This window comes from Hydrogenophaga sedimenti (assembly GCF_051857515.1).
Lineage (GTDB): Bacteria > Pseudomonadota > Gammaproteobacteria > Burkholderiales > Burkholderiaceae_C > Hydrogenophaga.
The window spans coordinates 20,335-41,978 of the sequence record NZ_JBPZHA010000018.1 but is presented as its reverse complement, the minus strand read 5'-3'; the positions used below and the strand labels follow the sequence as shown (position 1 = coordinate 41,978).

General features: G+C 71.0%; 24 protein-coding genes and 1 riboswitch. Of the genes, 21 read left to right on the top strand and 3 right to left on the bottom strand.

The window, feature by feature from the left end; all coding sequences use genetic code 11:
- The first annotated feature begins 4 nt into the window (after positions 1-4).
- From ACS5NL_RS21620 to ACS5NL_RS21535, 18 genes are all read left to right on the top strand, one after another.
- Positions 5-694 (top strand): glutathione S-transferase family protein, encoded by a 690-nt coding sequence (locus ACS5NL_RS21620; RefSeq protein WP_439356040.1) that lies wholly within the window; start codon positions 5-7, stop codon positions 692-694.
- A gap of 84 nt (positions 695-778) precedes the next feature.
- Positions 779-1,020: riboswitch (cobalamin riboswitch) on the top strand.
- 309 nt (positions 1,021-1,329) lie between these two features.
- The gene (gene cobM / locus ACS5NL_RS21615; RefSeq protein ID WP_439356039.1) at positions 1,330-2,112 is read left to right on the top strand and encodes a precorrin-4 C(11)-methyltransferase; all 783 of its coding nucleotides are present in this window, start codon (positions 1,330-1,332) and stop codon (positions 2,110-2,112) included.
- Positions 2,109-2,999 (top strand): sirohydrochlorin chelatase, encoded by an 891-nt coding sequence (locus tag ACS5NL_RS21610; protein ID WP_439356037.1) that lies wholly within the window; start codon positions 2,109-2,111, stop codon positions 2,997-2,999. Before cobM ends, ACS5NL_RS21610 begins: the two co-directional genes overlap by 4 nt.
- Positions 2,996-3,679, top strand: a complete 684-nt coding sequence (locus tag ACS5NL_RS21605) for a precorrin-8X methylmutase (protein ID WP_439356035.1) — start codon at positions 2,996-2,998, stop codon at positions 3,677-3,679. The genes ACS5NL_RS21610 and ACS5NL_RS21605 overlap by 4 nt, the downstream gene beginning before the upstream one ends.
- A 7-nt stretch (positions 3,680-3,686) precedes the next feature.
- Positions 3,687-4,889, top strand: coding sequence for a cobalt-precorrin-5B (C(1))-methyltransferase (locus ACS5NL_RS21600; RefSeq protein ID WP_439356034.1), 1,203 nt, complete (start codon positions 3,687-3,689; stop codon positions 4,887-4,889).
- Positions 4,886-6,235 carry a precorrin-6y C5,15-methyltransferase (decarboxylating) subunit CbiE gene (gene cbiE, locus ACS5NL_RS21595; RefSeq protein WP_439356032.1) on the top strand — a complete coding sequence of 450 codons (1,350 nt, stop codon included), beginning with the start codon at positions 4,886-4,888 and terminating at the stop codon, positions 6,233-6,235. The genes ACS5NL_RS21600 and cbiE overlap by 4 nt, the downstream gene beginning before the upstream one ends.
- On the top strand, positions 6,228-7,034 hold the full coding sequence (cobI, locus tag ACS5NL_RS21590) for a precorrin-2 C(20)-methyltransferase (protein ID WP_439356031.1): 807 nt from the start codon (positions 6,228-6,230) through the stop codon (positions 7,032-7,034). Before cbiE ends, cobI begins: the two co-directional genes overlap by 8 nt.
- On the top strand, positions 7,031-7,801 hold the full coding sequence (locus ACS5NL_RS21585) for a cobalamin biosynthesis central domain-containing protein (RefSeq protein WP_439356029.1): 771 nt from the start codon (positions 7,031-7,033) through the stop codon (positions 7,799-7,801). Before cobI ends, ACS5NL_RS21585 begins: the two co-directional genes overlap by 4 nt.
- The gene (locus tag ACS5NL_RS21580) at positions 7,798-8,238 is read left to right on the top strand and encodes a cobalamin biosynthesis protein (protein ID WP_439356027.1); all 441 of its coding nucleotides are present in this window, start codon (positions 7,798-7,800) and stop codon (positions 8,236-8,238) included. Before ACS5NL_RS21585 ends, ACS5NL_RS21580 begins: the two co-directional genes overlap by 4 nt.
- A 64-nt stretch (positions 8,239-8,302) precedes the next feature.
- Complete coding sequence (locus tag ACS5NL_RS21575) at positions 8,303-8,488, top strand: CbtB domain-containing protein (protein ID WP_439356025.1); 186 nt, start codon at positions 8,303-8,305, stop codon at positions 8,486-8,488.
- A 10-nt stretch (positions 8,489-8,498) separates the two neighbouring features.
- Positions 8,499-9,344, top strand: a complete 846-nt coding sequence (locus ACS5NL_RS21570; protein WP_439356023.1) for a CbtA family protein — start codon at positions 8,499-8,501, stop codon at positions 9,342-9,344.
- Positions 9,334-10,350, top strand: coding sequence for a precorrin-3B C(17)-methyltransferase (gene cobJ, locus ACS5NL_RS21565; RefSeq protein WP_439356022.1), 1,017 nt, complete (start codon positions 9,334-9,336; stop codon positions 10,348-10,350). Before ACS5NL_RS21570 ends, cobJ begins: the two co-directional genes overlap by 11 nt.
- 108 nt (positions 10,351-10,458) lie before the next feature.
- Positions 10,459-10,809: a (2Fe-2S) ferredoxin domain-containing protein gene (locus ACS5NL_RS21560; RefSeq protein ID WP_439356021.1), complete on the top strand. Its 351-nt coding sequence runs from the start codon at positions 10,459-10,461 to the stop codon at positions 10,807-10,809.
- The gene (cobA, locus tag ACS5NL_RS21555) at positions 10,799-11,557 is read left to right on the top strand and encodes a uroporphyrinogen-III C-methyltransferase (protein WP_439356019.1); all 759 of its coding nucleotides are present in this window, start codon (positions 10,799-10,801) and stop codon (positions 11,555-11,557) included. The genes ACS5NL_RS21560 and cobA overlap by 11 nt, the downstream gene beginning before the upstream one ends.
- A 30-nt stretch (positions 11,558-11,587) precedes the next feature.
- Positions 11,588-12,967, top strand: a complete 1,380-nt coding sequence (bioA, locus tag ACS5NL_RS21550) for an adenosylmethionine--8-amino-7-oxononanoate transaminase (protein WP_439356017.1) — start codon at positions 11,588-11,590, stop codon at positions 12,965-12,967.
- A complete protein-coding gene (gene bioD / locus ACS5NL_RS21545) occupies positions 12,957-13,637 on the top strand; it encodes a dethiobiotin synthase (RefSeq protein WP_439356016.1) in 681 nt (226 codons plus the stop codon). The genes bioA and bioD overlap by 11 nt, the downstream gene beginning before the upstream one ends.
- Positions 13,638-13,654: 17 nt before the next feature.
- Complete coding sequence (locus ACS5NL_RS21540) at positions 13,655-14,881, top strand: aminotransferase class I/II-fold pyridoxal phosphate-dependent enzyme (RefSeq protein ID WP_439356063.1); 1,227 nt, start codon at positions 13,655-13,657, stop codon at positions 14,879-14,881.
- 35 nt (positions 14,882-14,916) lie between these two features.
- The gene (locus ACS5NL_RS21535; protein WP_439356014.1) at positions 14,917-15,825 is read left to right on the top strand and encodes a DMT family transporter; all 909 of its coding nucleotides are present in this window, start codon (positions 14,917-14,919) and stop codon (positions 15,823-15,825) included.
- A 1-nt stretch (position 15,826) separates the two neighbouring features.
- Here ACS5NL_RS21535 and ACS5NL_RS21530 read toward each other — a convergent pair whose 3' ends face one another.
- From ACS5NL_RS21530 to ACS5NL_RS21520, 3 genes are read right to left on the bottom strand one after another with little or no spacing between them, the layout of a single operon-like run.
- On the bottom strand, positions 15,827-16,279 hold the full coding sequence (locus ACS5NL_RS21530; protein ID WP_439356013.1) for an RNA-binding S4 domain-containing protein: 453 nt from the start codon (positions 16,277-16,279) through the stop codon (positions 15,827-15,829).
- Positions 16,269-17,708, bottom strand: coding sequence for a sensor histidine kinase (locus ACS5NL_RS21525; protein WP_439356011.1), 1,440 nt, complete (start codon positions 17,706-17,708; stop codon positions 16,269-16,271). Before ACS5NL_RS21525 ends, ACS5NL_RS21530 begins: the two co-directional genes overlap by 11 nt.
- A gap of 19 nt (positions 17,709-17,727) precedes the next feature.
- Positions 17,728-18,408, bottom strand: a complete 681-nt coding sequence (locus ACS5NL_RS21520; protein WP_439356010.1) for a response regulator transcription factor — start codon at positions 18,406-18,408, stop codon at positions 17,728-17,730.
- Positions 18,409-18,527: 119 nt separating this feature from the next.
- On the opposite strand from ACS5NL_RS21520, the gene ACS5NL_RS21515 reads away from it, so the two are divergent.
- From ACS5NL_RS21515 to ACS5NL_RS21505, 3 genes are all read left to right on the top strand, one after another.
- A complete protein-coding gene (locus ACS5NL_RS21515; RefSeq protein ID WP_439356008.1) occupies positions 18,528-19,493 on the top strand; it encodes a Bug family tripartite tricarboxylate transporter substrate binding protein in 966 nt (321 codons plus the stop codon).
- 79 nt (positions 19,494-19,572) lie between these two features.
- Positions 19,573-20,109 (top strand): tripartite tricarboxylate transporter TctB family protein, encoded by a 537-nt coding sequence (locus ACS5NL_RS21510; RefSeq protein ID WP_439356007.1) that lies wholly within the window; start codon positions 19,573-19,575, stop codon positions 20,107-20,109.
- 13 nt (positions 20,110-20,122) lie between these two features.
- The gene (locus ACS5NL_RS21505; RefSeq protein ID WP_439356006.1) at positions 20,123-21,616 is read left to right on the top strand and encodes a tripartite tricarboxylate transporter permease; all 1,494 of its coding nucleotides are present in this window, start codon (positions 20,123-20,125) and stop codon (positions 21,614-21,616) included.
- The last annotated feature ends 28 nt before the right edge of the window (positions 21,617-21,644 follow it).

The following is a 21,644-nucleotide window of genomic DNA, read 5'->3' as shown; positions in this document are numbered from 1 at the left end:
CTTCATGACGACACCCACCCTGCATTACCACCCGCTCTCTTCCTATTGCCAAAAGGTGCTGATCGCACTCGACGTGCTGGGGATCGGGTTCGACAGGCAGTTGCTGAATCTGGGAGACCCGGCGGAGCGTGCGGCGTACCTGGCCCTGTGGCCGACGGGCAAGATGCCGTTGCTGGTGGACCAGGGGCGGCCCGTCCCGGAGACCAGCATCATCATCGAGTACCTGCAGCGGCACCATGCCGCTCCCGGTCGCACGCTGATTCCTCCGGACCCGGACGCCGCGATCGACGTGCGCCTGTGGGACCGCCTGTTCGACCTGTACGTGATGACGCCCATGCAGGCGCTCACCGCCGACCTCCTGCGTCCCGAGGCTGACCGGGACGCACTCAACGTGGACCAGGCGCGCCAGCAGCTGTCGACCGCCTACGCGTTCATCGACCGGCATCTCGACGGGCGGACCTGGGTGAGCGGCAACGCATTCAGCATGGCCGACTGCGCCGCAGCGCCCTCCCTGTTCTACGCCGTGACCTACGTGCCGTTGCTGCCGGAGCAGGTCCACCTGGCGGCCTATGTCGAGCGGCTGATGGCCCATCCTTCGGTGGCGCTGGTCATCGATCAGGCCCGCCCGTGGTTCAAGTTCTATCCCGGGCGAGCCGGCCTGTCACGGCGCTTCTTCGACCCGGCCGCGGCCTGAGAAGCGCGCGATCGGCGAACCGGCGCGACCTGGACCGGCCGTTGCGGAACCCGGCCCCTCGCGTGCCGCTGCCACAAAGCTCGGGTATAGAATGCCCGTGTTGGTGCTCGCCGTGTCGTTCAGACATGGCAGTTCAACGGGAAGCAGGAGGGGGAGTCCCACCCGGACGAACCTAACCTGCGCTGCCCCCGCAACGGTAAGCAGACGGGTGGGCCAAGGCATTGCCGAAGTCCCCCATTTCTCAAAATGTCGCCACTGGTTCACACCGGGAAGGCTTTGAGGAACGTTCTGTCAGCCCGGATACCGGCCAACAAGGAAGCTGCGCCCCTGGCGTGGCTGTATTACCCAAACACCGTCGGGGAAGGCGGTGAGGGGTCTTCGCCGGTGTCCTCCTTTGTCCCTACGCTGCTTTTGCGAGCTTGAGCCAACGCTTGTGCGTTCGCTCGCCCCGGGCTTCCCGTTCGCCGTCGAAACCACCCGTCGCCTCTCCCTTGGGCATGCCATTGCCATCCGCGTTGTGTCTGACGCGTTCAACCCAAGGAGTCACTTCATGCACATCGAACCAGGTCTGGCCGTTCGCCACCGCCGGTCGCTGAAACACCGCCTTCACCCGACCACCTGACCGCGAGCACACCATGGGTGCCGGAACGGTCTGGTTCGTTGGCGCGGGTCCTGGAGACCCGGAGCTGATCACGGTCAAGGGGCGCGACCTGGTGGCGCGTGCGGGCGCCATCCTGTTCGCCGGGTCGCTGGTGAATGAGGCGGCGACCCGCTGGGCGCCGCCGGGTTGCGTGATCGCCGACAGCAAGGACATGACGCTGGAGCAGATGTCGGCCTGGCTGATCGCACATGCCGCGCGCTGCGACACCGTGGTGCGGCTGCAGACCGGCGACCCGGCGCTCTACGGCGCCCTGATCGAGCTGGTGCAGCCGCTGGACGCCGCGGGCGTGCCGGTGGCGGTGGTGCCGGGGGTGTCGTCCGCCATGGCCTCGGCGGCGGCGGCGGTCGAGAGCTTCACGCTGCCGGAGGTGACGCAGACCACCATCTTCACCCGGGTCGAGGGCCGCACGCCCATGCCCGAGGGCGAAGACCTGGCGGCCCTGGCGGCGCACCGCACGACGCTGTGCATCTTCCTGTCCATCACCTTGCTGCACAAGGTGGAGGCCGGGCTGCGCGCCGCCGGCTGGGCCGAGGACGCGCCGGTGCTGGTGGTGCACAAGGCCAGCTGGCCCGGCGAGGAGCGCATCGTGCGCGGCACGCTGGCCACCATCAAACAGCGGTGCCGCGAGGCCGGCATCGTCAGCCAGGCCATGGTGATCGCCAGCCCCACGCTGGGCGCGCGCCAGTGGCCGGAACTCACCCGGTCCCGCCTCTACGACCCCAGTTTCACCCACCGTTTCAGGAAAGCCACGACATGAAAGACACCACCATCCTGCTCGTGGGCCACGGCTCGCGCGAGGAATCCGGCAACCAGGAAATCCGCGACTTCGTCGCGCAATGGCAGGCGCGCCAGCCGGACTGGCGCATCGAGGTCTGCTTCATCGAATTCGCGCCGCCCTCGCTGCAAGACGGCCTGCTGGCCGCCGCCAGAAACAGCCGGCGCGTGCTGGTGCTGCCGCTGATCCTGAACGCGGCCGGCCACGTGAAGATGGAGATTCCGGAAGCGATCGAACACGCGCGCGAGCACCTGCCGGGTGTGGCGTTCCACTACGGCCCGCACCTGACGGCCTGCGACCCCATCCTGGCCATCCTCAAGCGCCGCCTGCGCAGGGCCATGGCCGAACTGGACATGCCCGATCCGACCACCACCGGCGTGGTGCTGCTGGGGCGCGGTTCGTCCGACCGCGGCGCCAACGGCGACATGGCCAAGATGGCGCGCTGGCTGCAGGAGGAGGGCGACCACGAGCTGGTGGAGCTGGCGTTCACCGGCATCACCTGGCCGCGGCTGGAGCGCGTGGTGCAGCGCCAGGTGCTGATCGGCATGCGGCAGGTGGTGGTGCTGCCGTACTACCTCTACACCGGCACGCTGATGCAGCGCATCCACCGCCAGGTCGAACACCTGCGCCTGCAGTACCCGCAGATCCGTTTCGCCTGCGGCACGCACTTCGGCTTCGAGAAGGAAATCTTCGAACTGCTCGAGCAGCGTGTGCACGACCTGCTGGCCGGTGTGCCCGACAGCAAGCTGCCCTGCGACGGCTGCAGCTACCGCGAGATCGCGCACGACCTGGGGCATGGCCACTCCCACGAGCACACGCACGCCACCGTGCAGGTGCACGCCCACGCTCCCGAGGTGTTGCCTGCATGAGCACGGTCAACACCATCACCGAACAGCTCACCCGGGCCGGCCAGGCCATCGAGCACGACAGCTTCGCCATCATCGACGCCGAGGCCGGCCCGCACGGCTACACCGGGGCGCAGTGGCCGATCGTGCGCCGCATGATCCACGCCAACGCCGACTTCGAGTTCAACGGCCTGACCGACTTCCACCCCGACGCGGTGGCGGCCGGCATCGGCGCCATGCTGCGCGGCGGCACGCCCGTGGTGGCCGACGTGGAGATGATCTGCTCCGGCCTGTCGCGGCCGCGCCTGAAGCACTTCGGCATGGCCACACACCAGTTCATCAGCGACCCCGACGTGATCGCCCAGGCCCAGGCCGAGGACAGCACGCGCGCCGTGCAGGCCATGCGCAAGGCGCACCGGCTGGGGCTGCTGGACGGCGCCATCATCGGCATCGGCAACGCGCCCACGGCGCTGATCGAGCTGGTGCGCCTGATCCGCGAGGAAGGCGTGCGCCCGGCGCTGGTGGTGGGCATGCCGGTGGGCTTCGTCTCCGCCGCCGAGTCCAAGGACCTGATGGCCGGTGTGGCCGGTGTGCCCTGGATCGTGATCCGTGGCCGCAAGGGCGGCTCCACCCTGGTGGTGGCGGCGCTGCACGCGCTGCTGTCGCTGGCCGAAGCGCAACAAAAGGGCGGCACCGCCGCCTGAGACCGGCATGAAAGACCAGGACACCCCGCGCGGCACCCGCACCGGTTTCACCACCGGCGCGTGCACCGCCGCGGCCGCCCGCGCGGCCGTGGAGGGACTGCTGACGGGGCAGGTGCCCGAGGCCGTCGAGAGCCTGCTGCCCAACGGGGACCGGGTGCACTTTGCCGTGCACGACGGCCGCTGTGACCAGGAGCGCGCGCACGCCATGGTGGTGAAGTTCGCGGGCGACGACCCGGACTGCACCGACGGCGCCCACCTCACGGTGGACCTGCGCCTGCTGCCCGGGCGGGTGGGCGAGGTGAGCTTCGTGGCCGGCGAGGGCGTGGGCACGGTCACCATGCCCGGCCTGGGGCTGGCAGTGGGCGGGCCGGCGATCAACCCGGTGCCGCGCCAGAACATCGCGCACAACCTGCGCGAGGCTGCGCCGCAACTGCTGGCGGAGCACGGGCTGGAAGTGACCGTGAGCGTGCCCGGTGGCCAGGAGATGGCCAGGAAGACCACCAATGCGCGGCTGGGCATCCTGGGCGGCATCAGCATCCTGGGCACCACCGGCATCGTCAAACCCTATTCCACCGCGGCCTGGCGTGCCAGCGTGGTGCAGGGCATCCAGGTGGCGGCCACGCTGGGCCACGGCGTGGTCGCGCTGACCACCGGCGGGCGCACCGAAAGTTTTGCCATGGGTGCGCTGCGCGCCGAGCGCCCGGAACTGCCGGCCGCCTGCTTCGTGCAGATGGGCGACTTCCTGCGCTATGCGCTGGACGAGGTGGTGGCCCAGGGGTTGAAGGAAGTGGTGCTGGGCGTGATGGTCGGCAAGCTGACCAAGATCGCGCAGGGCGAGACCATCACGCACGCCAACCGCAACGTGGTGGACACCGACCTGGTGGCCACGATCGCGCGCCAGATCGGCGCCAGCGCCGAGGACTGCAGCGCCATCGCCGCCGCCGAGACCGCGCGCTTCGGCGCCGAGCTGATGGTCGAGCGCGGCCTGGGCGAGCCTTTCCACCGGGCCCTGGCGCAGGCCGCCATCGACACCCTGACCGCGCCCGAACGCTATGGCCGGGCGTTCCAGCTGCGCGTGCTGGTGTGCGACTTCGCCGGCCAGCCCGTGGCCGACGTCCGCTCCGCCCCGGCCGAGCCACGGCCGCTGCCCGCCACCGCCGGCCGCACCGGCATCGGCCACACGCAGCACATCGATTTCGACACCGAATGAGCGACACCGAAGACGCCATGGAGACCCGAGTGAAAGACCCCAACCCCTGCCGCGTGATCGGCGTGCTCGACGACGGTGCCGCCAGCCTGGGCGCCACCGCACTGGCCCACCTGCGCACCGCGGACCTGGTCATTGGCGGCGCGCGCACGCTGGCCCTGTTCCGGCACGAGCTCAAGGCCGGCGCGGTGACGCGCGACCTGACCGGCCAGCTGAAGGCCGTGCCCGGGTGGGTGCGCAGCGCGCGCGACGCGAACCAGAGCAGCGTGGTGCTCGCCACCGGCGACCCGCTGTGCCACGGCATCGCGCCCTACCTGGCGCAGCACCTGTGCCTGGACGCGCTCGACATCCTGCCCAACCTCTCCACGCTGCAGCTGGCCTGCGCCCGCATCGGCCTGGCCTGGCAGGACGCGCGCATCGTCTCCGTGCACCGCCAGGACGCGGGCGAGTGGGTGCGCGGCAGCTGGCCGGACCACGGCCTGTATGTGCTGGCCCAGGCGCTGCGCTCCGAACAGCGGCTGCTGGTGCTTACCAGCCCGGCCAACAGCCCGGACCGCATCGCCCGCCTGCTGCAGGCCGAAGGCCTGGGCGAGGATTTCCAGCTGGCGGTCGCGGAAAACCTGCTGCAGGCCGACGAACGCATCCACCCGCAACTGAGCCCGGCACAAGCCGCCGAGATGCGCTTTGCCGAGCTCAACGTGGTGCTGCTGTGGCGCAGCCGCGCGGTGGCGCAGCCGGTGCGCTTCGGCCTGGCCGACAGCGCCTTCGAGCAACGCCAGCCCGAGAAGGGGCTGATCACCAAGCAGGAGGTGCGCGCCGTCAGCCTGGCGCGCCTGCAGCTGCGCGAACGCAGCGTGGTCTGGGACATCGGCGCCGGCTCCGGCTCGGTCGGCCTGGAAGCGGCGCGCCTGTGCCCGCGCGGCCACGTCTTTGCCATCGAGAAGAACGAGGCCGACCACGCCATCGCCGGACGCAACCACGCGGCCTTCTGCGTCAGCAACTACACGCTACAGCACGGCAAGGCGCCCGAGAGCCTGGACGCCTGGCCCGACCCGGACGCGGTGTTCATTGGCGGCTCCGGCGGCGAGCTGGCCGGGCTGATCGGGTTGTGCCTGCGCCGCCTGCGCCCCGGCGGCCGGCTGGTGATGAACTTCGTCACCCTGGAAAACCTGGCCACCGCCACGCAGGCGCTGCAGAGCCTGAACGCGGAATGGGACGTGCTGCAGCTGCAGGCCGCCCGCAGCCGGCCCATCCTGCACATGCACCGCATGGCGGCCGAGAACCCGGTCTGGCTGGTCTGCGCCGGCATGGGCAGCGGCCAGCCCGACACGGAGCACCGCCATGACTGACACCATGCCCCCCGTCGGCACGCTGCACGGCATCTCGCTCGGCCCTGGCGACCCCGGCCTGATCACGCGCGCCGCCTGGGCCGCGCTGCAGCGGCGCGACGCGATCTGGGTCTACCCGGTGCGCAGCGGCAAGACGCCCAGCTACGCGCTGGACATCGTGCAGCGCGCCGGCCTGGCGCCGCCCGACGTCCACACGCCGCTGCTGTTCCCGATGACGCACGACGGCGAGAAGCTGGCCCGCGCCTGGCTGAAGGCCGCGCACACCGTGCTGCCCTGGCTGCAGGCCGGGCGCGACGTGCTGTTCCTGGTCGAAGGCGACGCGTCCACCTACGCCACCTTCGGCCACCTGGCGCGCACCGTGCGCGGGCTCGATGAACGGGTGCCGGTGCGGGTGGTGGCGGGCGTCAATTCCTTCACCGCCGCCTGCGCCGATGTGGGTGAACCCTTCGCAGAACAGGACGACACCGTGGCCATCGTGCCCGCCGCCTACGGCGTGCGCGCGGTGGACCGGCTGCTGCCCGACTTCGACACCCTGGTGCTGATGAAGATCAAGCCGCTGATCGAAGACCTGCTGGACTGGCTGGAGGCGCGCGGGCTGCTGGCCGGCGCGCACTTCGTCGAACGCGTCGGCGCGCTGGACGAACGCCGCCTCTCGGGCGCGGACCTGCTGACGCTGCGCGGCAGCAAGGTCAGCTACCTGTCGCTGCTGATCGTGAAGAACCCCCACCGCGTGCGTGGCGAGCGCATCAAGGGCTGCCTGAAGAAGGACAGCCCCCCATCCCTGGAAGCCACCGCATGACCACCACACCTTCTCTGCCCCGGGTCTGCCTGGTGGCCATCACCAAACACGGGGCCGCGCAGGTGGCGGCGCTGGCGCGGCAGCTGCCGCAGGCCTCGATCTGCGTCGCCGCCAAGTTCGCCGAAACCATGCAGGGCCTGCCCAACCCGCTGCTGGCCTACGACGGTGCTTTCAAGGACCGCATCGCTCCCCTGTTCGAGGACTTCGACCAGATCGTCTTCTTCGTCTCGCTCGGCGCGGTGGTGCGGCTGATCGCGCCGCACCTGAGGAGCAAGGACGAAGACCCCGGTGTGCTGGTGGTCGACGACGCCGGGCAGTTCGTCATTCCCGTGCTCTCGGGCCACGTCGGCGGCGCCAACGCGATGGCCGACACCGTGGCCGCGCTCCTGGGCGCCACGCCCGTGCTCACCACCGCCTCGGACGTCGGCAAGACGATCCCGGTGGACATCCTGGGCCGCGAACTGGGCTGGACGGTGGAAGCGCCCAAGCTCAACATCACCCGCGTCTCGGCCGCCGTGGTCAACGAGCAGCCGGTGGCGGTGGTGCAGGAGGCCGGCAGTGCACGGTGGTGGACCCGGCCCACGCCGCTGCCGCCGAGCATCCACCGTTTCGAGCGCCTGGTGGACGTCGACCTGGAACGCTACGCCGCCGTGCTGTGGATCACCCATGCCGAGGTGCCGCCTGCGCTGTGGGAACGCCTGCACGAGCGCCTGGTGGTCTACCGGCCGCCGGCGGACGCCGTGCGCAGCACGGAGGTCGTCCAGTGAGCGCGGGTCCATCCCGGGTCTGCCTGGGCATTGGCTGCGACCGCGGCACGCCCGAGGCCACGCTCGAGCGCGCGGTGCAGGAGGCCCTGGCGCTGGCCGGCGTCAGCGGGAGCGCGGTGGAACAGGTGGCCAGCATCACGCTCAAGGCGGACGAACCCGGCCTGCTGTCGCTGGCGGCCCGGCGGGGCTGGCCGCTGCGGTTCTACCCCGCAGCGCAACTGGCCGAGGTGCCGGTGCCCCACCCGTCGGAGACCGTGCGCCGCCACACCGGCACACCCTCGGTGTCCGAAGCCGCCGCGCTGCTGGCCGCCGGCGGCGCCAACGCCGCCGCCCTGTGCGTGGAAAAACACCGGCTGCGTGGCGACGACGGACGCCACGCCACCGTGTCCGTGGCATGGGCCGGTGCGGGTGCGGTCTGCGCCCGCGAGATGCCCTGAACACTTTCTTTCCCTTTGTCCGTTTTTTTTCAGTCGATTTGTTTTTCAACCCCAGGAGATGAGCATGAACACCAATGTCCCGACCACCGCCGCAGTCCCTTCCGTGAACACCACCACCCTGTGGCCCGCCCTGGCCGGTGCGGCCGCGCTGGCGCTGGTAGTGCTGTATGGCGTGGCCTTCGCCGACAGCCCGCTGGCCCACAACGCCGCGCACGACGTGCGCCACGTCACGGTCAAGCCGTGCCACTGAGGGGGCTTGCATGAAGCTGTTCAACCGACTGATCTGGGCCGCCCTGGCGGTGGCCCTGGCCGTGGGCACGCTGCAGACCGTGCTGCACCAGCTCTGGGCCGTGCCCCTCATCCTGCAAGCGGAGCGCTTCGAGGATCAGAAGGCCGCGCCCGCGCAGGCCCACACGCACGACGCAGGACACGACCACGCACAGGCGCAAGAGCAACAGGCGCATGAGCATGCCCACGATGAGAACGGCTGGGCGCCCGCCGACGGCGCCGAGCGCACTTTCTGGACCTGGGTCGCCAACGTGCTGCACGGCTTCGGACTGGCGCTGCTGGCCCTGGTGGCGCTGACGGCCTGGGTCTGGCGGCGCGGGTCCGGCCCGACCTCGTCCGTCCGCGCCACCCCGGTCTGGTCGCTGGCCCTGGGCGTGGCGGCGGCGGGCTTCCTGAGCCTGCACCTGTGGCCCGCGCTGGGCCTGCACGCCGAGATTCCCGGCATGGACGCCGCCGACCTGGGCGCGCGCCAGCGCTGGTGGCTGCTGGCGGTGACCAGCGCCGCCGCGGCCTGCGCCTGCGTGGCGTTTGCGCGCGGTCGCTGGCGCTGGGCGGCGGCCGCTGCGCTGCTGGCGCTGCCCTTCGCCGTGGGGGCGCCGCAGCTGCAGGCCGACCCGCTGGCGGGCTTCGGGCCAGAGGCCCAGGCGGTGCTGCGTCCGCTGGGCCAGCAGTTCGTCGCCGTGACCCACGGCATCGCCGCCAGTCTCTGGGTGTCGATGGGCGTGGCCTGCGCCGGGGCCTTCACGCGCTGGCTGGGCCCGCTGGTGGCGCCGGCGGGCAGTGCGCCGCGCGCCGAAGGAGTCGCTCATGGCGCCTGACACCATCAGCGCCGGACAGCCGGCGGGCACCGGCCGCATCAGCCTGGTGGGCATCGGCCCCGGCCACGCGGACCACATGACGGCGCGCGCGCGCGCCGCCATCGCCGAGGCCGACGTGGTGGTCGGCTATGTCACCTACATCAAGCTCGTGGCCGATCTGCTGGAGGGCAAGGAGGTCGTGCGCAAGGGCATGACCGAGGAACTCGACCGCGCGGTGCACGCCCTGGAGGCGGCCCGCGCGGGCAAGAAGGTGGCGCTGATCTCGTCCGGCGACGCCGGGGTCTACGGCATGGCCGGGCCCACCTACGAGGTGCTGTTCCAGGCGGGCTGGACACCCGAGGACGGCGTGGAGGTCGAGATCGTGCCCGGTGCCTCGGCGATCAACGCCTGCGCGGCCCTGGTCGGGGCTCCGCTGACGCACGACTTCTGCTCCATCTCGCTGTCCGACCTGCTGACACCCTGGCCCGCGATCGCCCGGCGGCTCGACGCGGCGGCGGCGGCCGATTTCGTCGTGGCGCTCTACAACCCCAAGAGCGGACGCCGCACCCAGCAGATCGTGCAGGCGCAGGCGCTGTTCCTGCGGCACCGCCGGCCCGACACGCCGGTGGCGATCGTCAAGAGCGCCTACCGGCGCCGCCAGCAGATCGTGCACACCACCCTGGACCAGATGGCCGAACAGGACATCGGCATGCTCAGCACGGTGCTGATCGGCAACAGCAGCACCTTCCTGCGGGAGGGCCTGATGGTCACCCCGCGCGGCTACGCCAACAAGTACGACGTGGACCAGGGCTTCGAGACCCGCGAGGGCGAGAAGGCCGGGCGCTCGCTTTCCACCGGCCTGCTGGGCTGGGTGGAGAACCTGCGCGCCGACCACGCCGACGGCGCAAGCCTGGCGGCGCTGGCGCAGCGGCACCGGCTGCCGCTGGACTACATCGAGGCGGTGCTGAGCACCCCGGTCGAGGCTGCGGTGGATGCCCCGGCGGACACCGAGGAACAGGCCGGGTAGGGCCGACAAGGGCGGGCAGGGCGCGTCCACGCGCGATACTTCGCGCCCCGAACCCATTCGACACCGCCGGCCTGCGGCTCCCGTGAACCCCTTTTTGACCCCACTGGCATGCACGAGATCATCAAACCCCACATCGGCGGCTACAAGCGCCACCTGCTGCTCTGCACCGGCCCGCGCTGCACGCAGGACGGCGCCTCGCAGGCCCTGTTCGACAGCTTGGGCGACAAGTTCAAGGCCGCCGGCCTGCACGAGGGCGCGCTGCGCGTGAAGCGCAGCCGCGTGAGCTGTTTTGCCGCCTGCAAGGGCGGGCCGGTGATGTGCGTGCAGCCCGACGGCACCTGGTACTACAACGTGACCGACGCCAACATGGACCGCATCATCGATCAGCACCTGGTCGGCGGCCAGGTGGTGCAGGACCTGGTGTTCCACCAGGGCCCCGGAGGCGCCGATGCCGAATGAAGCGGACGCCCGGGGCTTTGTCTCCATCGTCGGCGCCGGCCCGGGCCCGGCCGATCTCATGACCCTGCGCGCGCTGGACCGCCTGCAGCGTGCCGAGGTTGTGGTACACGACCGGCTGATCGCGCCCGAGGTGCTGGCGCTGATCCCGGCGGGCGCGCAGCGCGTGTACGTGGGCAAGGCCCTGGGCCACCACGCCGTGCCACAGGAAGGCATTCACGCCCTGCTGGTGCAGCACGCCCGGGCCGGCCGGCGGGTGGTGCGCCTGAAGGGCGGCGACCCGTACGTGTTCGGGCGTGGCGGTGAAGAGGTGCAGGCGCTGCAGGCCGAAGGCATCGCCTTCGAGGTCGTGCCCGGCGTCACGGCCGCCAGCGGCTGCTCGGCGGCGGCGGGCATCCCGCTCACCCACCGCGACCTCGCGGCCAGCTGCGTGTTCCTGCCCGGCCACCTGGCCGACGACGAGGCCACACACGACTGGCGGGCCCTGGCGCGTCCCGGACAGACGCGGGTGTTCTACATGGGCATCCAGCGCCTGGCCCACATCGCCGGGCAGCTGATCGCCCATGGCCTGTCCCCCGACACCCCGGCGGCCATCGTGCGCGACGGCACCCGGCCGACGCAGACCGTGGTCGCGTGCAGCCTGCGCCGCCTGGTCGAGCAGGCCCCGGCCTACGGCCCCCAGCCCGGCTTGCTGATCATTGGCGAGACGGTGCAACTGAGTCCCGACTTCCACGCCGATGGCAGCCCCTGAACCGGGCGGCCTGTGATGAAAGAACCCTGCATGGACCGCATTTCCCCCAACGGGTCCTGGCGCCAGCGCAGCCTGGCCGCCGTGTGGCACCCCTGCACGCAGATGAAGCTGCACGCGCCCGAAGGCGCGGCGTTGCCGCTGATCCCGGTGGCGCGGGCCGAAGGCGTGTGGCTGCACGACCACGAAGGCCATCGCTACCTCGACGCCATCAGCTCCTGGTGGGTCAACCTGTTCGGCCACAACCACCCGGCGATCCGCGCCGCGCTGATCGATCAGCTGCGCACGCTGGACCACGTGATGCTGGCCGGCTTCACCCACGGGCCGGTGGTGGAACTCTCCGAGCGCCTGGCCGCGCTCACCGGCCTGGGCCACGCCTTCTACGGCAGCGACGGCGCCAGCGCCACCGAGATCGCGCTGAAGATGAGCGCCCACCACTGGCGCAACGCGGGCCGGGCCGAGAAATGCCGGTTCGTCGGCGTGGCCGGGGGCTACCACGGCGAGACTGTGGGTGCGCTGGCGGTGACCGACATTGCGCTGTTCCGCGAGGCCTATGCGCCGCTGGTGCGTCTGGCCACCACCGTGCCCAGCCCCGACGCCCGGCAGGCCGCGCCCGGTGAAACCCCGGCCGACGTGGCCGAGCGGGCCGCCGTCGCCCTGGGCGACTGGCTGGCCGCTCACGCGCACGAAACCGCCGCCGTGATCATCGAGCCGCTGATCCAGTGCGCCGCCGGCATGGCCATGCATCACCCCGTGTACCTGCGGCGCGCGCGCGAACTCTGCGACCGGCACCAGGTGCACCTGGTGCTCGACGAAATCGCGGTCGGCTTCGGCCGCACCGGCACCCTGTTTGCGCACGAGCAGGCGGGCATCCGTCCCGACTTTCTCTGCCTCTCCAAGGGCCTGACCGGCGGCACGCTGCCGCTGTCGGTGGTGCTCACCACCGACACGGTGTACGCCGCGTTCTACGACGACGAGGTGGCGCGCGGCTTCCTGCATTCGCACAGCTACACCGGCAACCCGCTGGCCTGCCGCGCCGCGCTGGCCACGCTGGACCTGTTCGAGCAGACCGACGCGCTGCGCCAGAACCTGGGCACCAGCGAGCGGCTGGCCGCGCAGTTCGCGCCGATCTCCAGCCACCCGCGTGTGCGCCACGCGCGGCGCCAGGGCATGGTCTTCGCGTGGGACGTGGTCAGCAGCCTGCCCGACTTCGGCCGCCGCTTCACCCGCCACGCACTGGCGCAGGGGCTGCTGCTGCGCCCCATCGGCCACACGCTCTACGCCATGCCGCCCTATGTGATCGACGAGGCCGAGGGCGAGCTGCTGGCGCGGGGCGCGCTGGCCGCGCTGCAGGCCACGCTGGCCGAAGAAACCGGCCCGGCGCCGGTGAGCGGGGTGCCTGATGGCGTTTGACGGCTGCTTCGTCACCGGCACCGACACCGGCGTGGGCAAGACCCTGGTGAGCGCCGCGCTGCTGCACGCGCTGGCGCGCCACCACGCCCGCGTGGTCGGCATGAAGCCGATGGCGGCCGGCCTGGTGCAACAGGGCGACGCTTGGGTGGCGGAGGACGCTCTGGCCTTGCGCGCCGCGTCCACCGTGGCCGTGCCACCCGCGCTGGACAACCCGGTGGCGCTGCCCGAGCCGCTCTCGCCCCACCTGGCGGCCGCGCGCGCGGGCCGGCGCGTGGGCGTGGCCGAGCTGGTGGTCGCGCACCGCGAACTGCGCGGCCTGGCCGACGTGGTGCTGGTCGAAGGCTCGGGCGGCTGGCGCGTGCCGCTCAACGACGACGAGACCCTGGCCGACCTGGCGGTGGCGCTGGCCCTGCCGGTGGTGCTGGTGGTGGGCCTGCGGCTGGGTTGCCTGAACCACGCGCTGCTGACGGCCGAGGCCATCCGTGCCGACGGCCTGCGGCTGGCCGGCTGGGTGGCCAACGCCGTGGACCCAGACATGGGCTGCCGCGACGAGAACATTGACACGCTGCGCCAGCGCCTGTCCGCGCCGTTGCTCGGCGTTGTGCCCTGGCAGCCACACCCCCCCGAGGCACGCCAGATCGTGCTGGACCTGCCTGCAACATGGCAATGAACCCTGGCAACGAAAGGATGGACATGAGCTGGCTGAACGAATTCGATCAACGACTGGCCGCGCTGGACGCGCAGTCGCTGCGCCGCGTGCGCCGCGCGGTCACGCCCGAGCCGGAGGCCCGGCTCAACGTGGGCGGCGTGTCGCTGCTGGCCTTCTGCAGCAACGACTACATGGGCCTCGCGCAAGACCCGCTGCTGCGCCAGGCGGTGCACGCCGCGGTGGACCGCTACGGCGTGGGCTCCGGTGCCTCGCCCATGGTCAGCGGCCACAGCGTGGCCAACGCGGCGCTGGAGCGCGAGCTGGCCGAGGCTGTGGGCCTGCCGTGTGCGCTGTATTTCTACGCCGGTTACGCCACCAACGCCAGCACCGTGCCGGCGCTGGTGGGCGAGGGCGACGCGCTGTTCTCCGACGCGCTGAACCACGCCTGCCTGATCGACGGCGCCCGCCTGTCCAAGGCCACGGTGCACCGCTTCCGCCACGCCGATCTGCGGCAGCTCGACACGCTGCTGGCCGCCAGCCCGGCGCGCCGCAAGCTGGTGATCAGCGACGCGGTGTTCAGCATGGACGGCGACGTGGCCGACATCGCCGGCCTGCACGCGCTGTGCGAGCGGCACGACGCGCTGCTGCTGCTGGACGACGCGCACGGCTTCGGCGTGCTGGGGCCGCAGGGCCGTGGCGCGCTGGCCGCCGCCGGCCTCACCGGCGCGGGCGCCTCGCCGCGCGTGATCTACATGGCCACGCTGGGCAAGGCCCTGGGCGTGGCGGGCGCCTTCGTGGCCGGGCCCGAGCGGCTGGTCGAGTGGCTGCTGCAGAAAACCCGCAGCTACACCTACGCCACCGCCGCGCCGGCCCTGCTGGCCGAGGCCGTGCGCGCCGGCCTGCGCTGTGTGCTCGGCGCCGAGGGCGAGCGCCGGCGCCAGCACCTGGCCGCGCTGATCGCGCAGCTGCGCGCCGGTCTGGCGCCGGGCGCACACCCGGCCATCGACGCCGCGGGCTGGACGCTGATGCACTCGGACACCGCCATCCAGCCGCTGGTGATCGGCGACAACACCGCCGCGCTGGACGTGATGGCGCGCCTGCGCGCGCAGGGCCTGTGGGTGCCCGCCATCCGCCCGCCCACCGTGCCGGAGGGCACGGCCCGCCTGCGCATCGCCCTGTCCGCGGCCCATGGCGCCGAGGATGTGCACCGGCTGATCGAGGCCTTGCGGCAGGCAGCCGAAGAGCAACTCTTGGCGCACCGGTGACGCCCGACGGCAGCTCCCCCGCACACAATCCCCGGATGTCTGCTTCTCCTTCCAAAGCCCTGTCCGGTTCCGCCTTCGCGACGCTGCTGCTCATCGCACTGATGATGGGGGCCAACCACGTCGCGGCGCGGCTGGCGTTCGACCACGGCGTCACGGTGTCGACCGCGGTGCTGTTCCGCAGTGCGGTGACGGCCGTGGTGGTCTGGGCGATCGTGCGGGTCGCAGGGGTGCCGGTCCACCTGTCCGGCGGGCAGAAGACGGCGCTGCTCAGGATCGGGCTGCTGATCGGCCTGCAGAGCCTGTGCCTGTATTCGGCGGTGGCGCGCCTGCCGGTGGCGCTGGCGCTGCTGGCCTTCAACACCTATCCCCTGTGGACCGCCATGTGGGCCCGCACGCTCAAGGGCGAACGCATCGAGCCGCGGCTGCTGCGCGCCATGCCGGTGCTGCTGCTGGGCCTGGCGCTGGCGCTGGACGTGGCGGGTGCCGCCTCGGGGCTGGGCGCATCGGCCCACTGGGGCCGCATCGGGGCCGGTGTGGCGTTTGCGCTGACCGCCGCCGCCTCGTTCGGTCTGGCGCTGGTTTTCACCCAGCACGACACCGCCGGCCTCGACGGCCGGGTGCGCACGGCCGCCACCATGGCCCTGGTCGCGGCCTGTGCCCTGGTGGGCGTGGTGGGGCAGGGCGGGCTGTCGCTGCCGGATGCGCCGGCTGGCTGGTGGGGTCTGCTGGGCCTGACGGCGCTGTACGGCACCGCGTTCACCATCATGTTCACCGTGCTGCCCCGCCTGGGCGTGGTGGGCGGTTCGCCGATCATGAATGTCGAGCCGATCTTCGCGCTGGTGCTGGCCTGGGCCGTGCTCGGCCAGTCGGTGGCGCCGGTGCAGGTGATCGGCGGGCTGCTGGTGGTGGCGACGGTGGTGTGGCTCGGCCTGCGCCGGCGCTGACTCAGTCGTCGCTGCGATCGATCGACGCGCTCCAGCGGTCGTTCCAGTCGGCCGCCGGCCGGCGCATGGCGTCCAGGTCGCGGCGGTCCCGCTTGCTCGGGCGTCCCTGCGCGATGGATTCGGCCGGCTCGGGCGCCAGGCGGCGCCGTTCGGCGGTGGCGAGCCGTTGTGCCACCGATTCCGCCGTTTCCTCGTAGAGCAGGGCGGCGGCCGACGCGGGGCCGCGCACGCCGCTGAGCGCGCGCACGTCGACCGTGCGCGTCACCGGCCCGGTGCGCAATTCGATGCGGTCGCCGACGCGGACCTCGCGCGCCGGTTTGGCCGCGGCGCCGTTGACCGACACGCGCCCCTTGTCGATCTCTTCGGCGCTGAGCCCGCGGGTCTTGTAGAAGCGCGCGGCCCACAGCCACTTGTCCAGCCGGACCTTGCCGCTGCCCTGGGTTTCATGGGTCATGGATGACCTCCGTGTCGGGGGATGCCAGTGGCAGGCGGACGGTGACGTCCAGCCCGGTGATCCGGCCGTGGGTTTCGCGGTTCTGCATGTCGATGCTGCCGCCCAGCGACTGCACGATGCCGTGGCAGATCGCCAGCCCCAGCCCCGAACCGGCGCTGCTGGGGCGCGCGCCGTGGTCGGTGGCGAAGGGCTGGAACAGGCGCTCGCGCAGGTGTTCGGAAATGCCCGGGCCGCTGTCGCTGATCGAGAGCGCGGCGGTGCGGCTGTCGCAGGCCATCGCCATCGACAGCCGGGAGTCGGGCGGGCAGTGCTTGATGGCGTTGTGCAGCAGGTTGCGGCAGAGTTCGCGCAACGCCCACTCGTGCGAGCGGACCAGCGCCTTCTGCACGTCCAGCGAAAAATCGAGCCCCCGGTCGGCGATCAGCGGCGCCAGGTCCAGCGCGACCGACCGCACCACCTCGCCCCAGTCGACCACCGGCGCGTCGCGCTCCTGGCGCAGCTGCTCGACCTTGGCCAGCGCCAGCATCTGGTTGGCCAGTTCGGTGGCCCGGTCGACCGTGTGGCCGATCTCTTCGAGCGCCTGCAGCGGCGGCACGTCGCCCCGGCGCGCCGACTGCACCTGGGTCTTGAGCACGGCCAGCGGCGTGCGCAGCTGGTGCGAGGTGTCGCGCACGAAGCGTTTCTGGTGGTCCAGCAGCTGCGACAGGCGCTGCATGTGCTGGTTGGTCGCTTCCAGCAGGGGCAGCACTTCGCGCGGCGCGCTGTCGGTCGGCAGCGGCGACAGGTCGTTCTCGCTGCGCCGGGCCAGCGCCTGGCTGATCGATCGCACCGGGCGCGTGGCGCGCTGCACGACGATCACCACCACCAGCACGATCACCACCACCAGCGCCGCCTGGCGCCACAGCGTGTCGATCAGGATCTGCCGCGCCAGCGTCTGCCGCAGTTCGAGGGTTTCGGCCACCTGGATGGTGGTCATGCCCTGCGCCTTGCTGCTGGCGACCGGCTGCAGCAGCACGGCCATGCGCACCGGCACGCCGCGGTAGTCGTCGTCGTAGAAGTGCACCAGGGCGGCGTAGATCTTCTGGTCGGGCAGGCGGGCCCTGGGCGGCGGCAGGTCGTCGAAGCCCGACACCATCTCGCCGGCAAAACCGCTGACGCGGTAGAAGATGCGGCTGCGGTTGTCGGCCTCGAAGGCTTCCAGTGCCGAATAGAGCAGCGACGAACGCACCTTGGCCTCGGGGCCTTCGCCCACCACCGCGAGCTGTTCGCTCAGCGACTTGGCGGTGGCCAGCAAGGTGCGGTCATAGGCGGTGTCGGCGGCGGCCAGCGCCTGCCGGTAGAGCACCACGGTGTTGATGATCACGAAACCGAACAGCGGCAGCAGGATGCCCAGCAGCAGGGTGCGCCGCAGCGACATCGGCGCGTTCATCGAGCGATCCGACCTGCGCTCACGCCGCCGCCTTGAGCAGGTAACCGAGGCCGCGCAGCGTCACCAGCTGTGCGCCGGTGTGCCCGATCTTCTTGCGCAGCCGGTAGGCCACGACCTCGATCGCCTCGGGCTGCACATGCGCCTCGCCCGGGAACACCAGCTCGAACAGGCGTTCCTTGGTGATCGCCTGCCCGGGTTGCGAGAGCAACGCGCGCAACAGGGCCAGTTCGCGCGGCGCCAGTTCCATCGGAACCCCGTCGTGGTAGACCGCGCCGCTGTCGCGGTCGATCTGCATGCCGCACCAGCCGGCACTGCGCGCGGGCAGGGCGCCGTCGCTGTCGGCCGAGCGGCGCACCAGGGCGCGCACACGGGCTTCGAGCTCATCCAGGTCGAACGGCTTGGGCAGGTAGTCGTCGGCGCCGGTGTTCAGACCGATGATGCGGTCGCCCACGGTGCCGCGCGCGGTCAGGATGATGACCGGCGTCTTCAGGCCTTCGGCCCGCGCATCGCCCAGCACCTGCAGGCCGTCCCGTCCGGGCAGGCTCAGGTCCAGCAGCACCACGTCGGGCACGCTGGCGCGCCACAGGGCGAGGGCCTTGTCGCCGTCGCCGCAGGTCAGCACCTGCATGCCGCGGCGCTCCAGCGTGCGCTGCAGGGTGGCCTGCATGGTGGGGTTGTCTTCGATCAGCAGCAGTTTCATGCTGGGGACATTATCGGCAGGGTGGCGGATTAGGGTTTGTCCGGGGTGGTGCGACAGCCGAATGACAGCGGCCGACAGGAAGATCACCCTCGTCGATCAACCTCCCTCGGAGACAACACATGCGTCGCGATACCTTCATCAAATCCCTGGCCGCGATGGCCGCCGCCGGCGCCCTGCCGAACCTGGCCTGGGCCGCCGGTGCCAACGTCAAGATGATGATTCCCGCCAACCCCGGCGGTGGCTGGGACGGCACGGGCCGCGCCCTGGGCGAGGCCCTGCGCGACGCCAAGGTGGCCGACACCGTGACCTTCGAGAACAAGGGCGGCGCGGCCGGCGCCATCGGCCTGGCCCAGTTCTACAACGCCGCCAAGGGCGACCCGAACGCCATGATGGTGATGGGCGCCGTGATGCTGGGCGGCATCATCACCGGCAAGCCGCCGGTCTCGATCACGCAGGTGACCCCGATCGCCCGCCTGACCACCGAATACAACGTCTTCGTGCTGCCCGCCAGCTCGCCCTTCAACACCATGAAGGACGTGGTCGAGGCCCTGAAGAAGGACCCCGGCAGCATCAAGTGGGGCGGCGGTTCGCGCGGCTCCACCGAACACATCGCAGCCTCGCAGATCGCACAGGCCGTGGGCGTGCCCGCCGCCAAGATCAACTATGTGCCCTTCCGTGGGGGCGGTGAGGCCGTCGCCGCCATCCTGGGCGGCAACGTGACCGTCGGTGGCTCCGGCTACAGCGAGTTCCAGCAGTACATCGAGAGCGGCAAGATGAAGGCGATCGCCGTCACCTCGCCGACCCGCGTCAAGGGCATGGACAAGATCCCGACGCTCAAGGAGCAGGGCATCGACGTCGAGATCGGCAACTGGCGCGGTGTCTACGGCGCCGCCGGCATCACCCCCGAGCAACGTGCCGCCCTGACCGACATGATCGTCAAGGCCACCAAGAGCAAGGCCTGGCAGGACGCGCTGGAAAAGAACAACTGGACGCCCGCACTGCTGACCGGCAAGGCCTTCGACGAGTTCGTGGACAAGGACTTCTCCGCCCTGCGCGCGACCATGGTCCGCGCCGGCATGGTGTAAACGGCCCACAGAGCCGGCCCCACACAGCGGCCGCGGCGTTCGCGTCGCGGCTTTTTTGTTCCTGCGAGGAGTTGCAAACATGTCCACCGAATCCCTGGACGCGTCCGGAACGCGCCCCGATCACCGACCCGGCCAGCTGGCGATGGGCGTGGCCGCCATCGTGCTGTCCGCCGTGCTTGCCTATGGCGCGGCCAACATCCCGTCCGACGCCGGCTACGCGGGCGTCGGCCCCGATTTCCTGCCCTGGATCGTGTCGGCCGTCATGGCGATCTGCGGCGTGATGCTGATCTGGGAAGTGCGCACCGGCGGCTACCGCAACATGGAAGAGCCCTCGGGCGCGGCCCGCGGCGACTGGCATGCCCTGGCCTGGGTGGCGGCCGGCATCCTGGGCAATGCGGCCCTGATCACGACCATCGGCTTCATCCTCAGCTGCGCGCTGTGTTACCTGCTGGCGGTGCGCGGCCTGCGCATCAGCGAAGGCAAGCCCGGTGGCGACACCATGCAGCTGGTGCGCGACGCGGTGGTGGGCATGCTGATCTCGGCGCCGACCTACTGGCTGTTCACCAAGTTCCTGGCGGTGAACCTGCCGGGCCTGACCAGCGGCGGCTGGATCTGATCGGGGAAACACCATGCTTGAACTCTGGAACCATCTGCTGGGCGGTTTTGCCACCGCCGGTACCCCCATCAACCTGCTGTGGGCGCTGGCCGGCTGCGCGCTGGGCACCGCCATCGGCGTGCTGCCCGGCCTGGGCCCGGCGGTCACGGTGGCCATGCTGCTGCCGATCACCGGACAGGTCGAGGCGACCGCCTCGATGATCTTCTTCGCCGGCATCTACTACGGCGCCATGTACGGCGGCTCGACCACCTCCATCCTGCTCAACACCCCGGGCGAGACCGGCACCATGGTGACCGCGCTCGAAGGCTTCAAGATGGCCAAGAATGGCCGCGCCGGAGCGGCCCTGGCCACCTCGGCCATCGGCTCCTTCGTCGCCGGCACGGTCGCGACCGTGCTGGTCACGCTGTTCGCGCCCTTCCTGGCCGAGTTCGCGGTCAAGCTCGGCCCGCCCGAGTATTTCTGCCTGATGCTGCTGGCCTTCACCACCGTGAGCGCGGTGCTGGGTCAGAGCACGCTGCGCGGCATCACGGCGCTGTTCATCGGCCTGGCCATGGGCCTGGTCGGCATGGACCAGATCACCGGCCAGGTGCGCTACACCGGTGGCGTCATCGAACTGATGGACGGCATCGAGGTGGTGCTGGTCGCGGTGGGTCTGTTCGCGGTCAACGAGACGCTCTACAACGCGCTCTACGAAGGCAAGGCCGACGCCACGATGAACAAGATGAACAAGGCGCACATGACCAAGGCCGAGTGGAAGCGTTCGTGGCCGGCCTGGATCCGCGGCACCATCATCGGCTTCCCGTTCGGCACCATCCCGGCCGGCGGCTCCGAGATCCCGACCTTCCTGAGCTACGCGACCGAGCGCAAGCTGGCCAGCCCCGAGCACAAGAAGGAATTCGGTACCGTGGGCGCCATCGAAGGCGTGGCCGGCCCCGAAGCCGCCAACAACGCCGCCGTGACCGCGACCCTGGTGCCGCTGCTGACGCTGGGCATCCCGACCTCGGTGACCGCCGCCATCCTGCTGTCGGCCCTGCAGAACTACGGCATCAACGCCGGCCCGCAGCTGTTCACGACTTCGTCGGCCCTGGTCTGGGCGCTGATCGCCTCGCTCTACATCGGCAACGTCATGCTGCTGGTGCTCAACCTGCCGATGGTGGGCCTGTGGGTCAAGCTGCTGAAGATCCCCAAGGCGCCGCTGTACGCCGGCATCCTGATCTTCGCGACCGTGGGTGTGTATGGCATGCGCCAGAGCTCGTTCGACCTGTTCCTGATGTTCGGTCTGGCGCTGGTGGGCGTGGCGATGCGCCGCTTCGACTTCCCGACCGCGCCGGTGATCGTCGGCCTGATCCTGGGCCCGCTGGCCGAGGCGCAGTTCCGCAACGCCATGTCGATCGGCGAGGGCAGCTTCACCGTGTTCTTCCAGCGCCCGATGTCGGCCACCCTGCTGGTGATCGTGCTGCTGGTGCTGGTGACGCCGCGTTTGCTGGCCTGGCACCGGAAGAACTAGAGCCCCCACGCTCCGCTGCTGCTGTGCG

Coding starts and splice junctions, on each gene's coding strand:
- ACS5NL_RS21540 (WP_439356063.1), top strand. CDS start 13,655: ATGGACATGAGCTGGCTGAACGAATTCGATCAACGACTGGCCGCGCTG.
- ACS5NL_RS21510 (WP_439356007.1), top strand. CDS start 19,573: ATGTCCACCGAATCCCTGGACGCGTCCGGAACGCGCCCCGATCACCGA.
- ACS5NL_RS21520 (WP_439356010.1), bottom strand. CDS start 18,408: ATGAAACTGCTGCTGATCGAAGACAACCCCACCATGCAGGCCACCCTG.
- cobA (WP_439356019.1), top strand. CDS start 10,799: ATGCCGAATGAAGCGGACGCCCGGGGCTTTGTCTCCATCGTCGGCGCC.
- cobI (WP_439356031.1), top strand. CDS start 6,228: ATGACTGACACCATGCCCCCCGTCGGCACGCTGCACGGCATCTCGCTC.
- ACS5NL_RS21525 (WP_439356011.1), bottom strand. CDS start 17,708: ATGAACGCGCCGATGTCGCTGCGGCGCACCCTGCTGCTGGGCATCCTG.
- cobM (WP_439356039.1), top strand. CDS start 1,330: ATGGGTGCCGGAACGGTCTGGTTCGTTGGCGCGGGTCCTGGAGACCCG.
- ACS5NL_RS21620 (WP_439356040.1), top strand. CDS start 5: ATGACGACACCCACCCTGCATTACCACCCGCTCTCTTCCTATTGCCAA.
- ACS5NL_RS21505 (WP_439356006.1), top strand. CDS start 20,123: ATGCTTGAACTCTGGAACCATCTGCTGGGCGGTTTTGCCACCGCCGGT.
- cobJ (WP_439356022.1), top strand. CDS start 9,334: ATGGCGCCTGACACCATCAGCGCCGGACAGCCGGCGGGCACCGGCCGC.
- ACS5NL_RS21605 (WP_439356035.1), top strand. CDS start 2,996: ATGAGCACGGTCAACACCATCACCGAACAGCTCACCCGGGCCGGCCAG.
- cbiE (WP_439356032.1), top strand. CDS start 4,886: ATGAGCGACACCGAAGACGCCATGGAGACCCGAGTGAAAGACCCCAAC.
- ACS5NL_RS21530 (WP_439356013.1), bottom strand. CDS start 16,279: ATGACCCATGAAACCCAGGGCAGCGGCAAGGTCCGGCTGGACAAGTGG.
- ACS5NL_RS21600 (WP_439356034.1), top strand. CDS start 3,687: ATGAAAGACCAGGACACCCCGCGCGGCACCCGCACCGGTTTCACCACC.
- ACS5NL_RS21585 (WP_439356029.1), top strand. CDS start 7,031: ATGACCACCACACCTTCTCTGCCCCGGGTCTGCCTGGTGGCCATCACC.
- bioA (WP_439356017.1), top strand. CDS start 11,588: ATGGACCGCATTTCCCCCAACGGGTCCTGGCGCCAGCGCAGCCTGGCC.
- ACS5NL_RS21610 (WP_439356037.1), top strand. CDS start 2,109: ATGAAAGACACCACCATCCTGCTCGTGGGCCACGGCTCGCGCGAGGAA.
- bioD (WP_439356016.1), top strand. CDS start 12,957: ATGGCGTTTGACGGCTGCTTCGTCACCGGCACCGACACCGGCGTGGGC.
- ACS5NL_RS21575 (WP_439356025.1), top strand. CDS start 8,303: ATGAACACCAATGTCCCGACCACCGCCGCAGTCCCTTCCGTGAACACC.
- ACS5NL_RS21570 (WP_439356023.1), top strand. CDS start 8,499: ATGAAGCTGTTCAACCGACTGATCTGGGCCGCCCTGGCGGTGGCCCTG.
- ACS5NL_RS21560 (WP_439356021.1), top strand. CDS start 10,459: ATGCACGAGATCATCAAACCCCACATCGGCGGCTACAAGCGCCACCTG.
- ACS5NL_RS21535 (WP_439356014.1), top strand. CDS start 14,917: ATGTCTGCTTCTCCTTCCAAAGCCCTGTCCGGTTCCGCCTTCGCGACG.
- ACS5NL_RS21515 (WP_439356008.1), top strand. CDS start 18,528: ATGCGTCGCGATACCTTCATCAAATCCCTGGCCGCGATGGCCGCCGCC.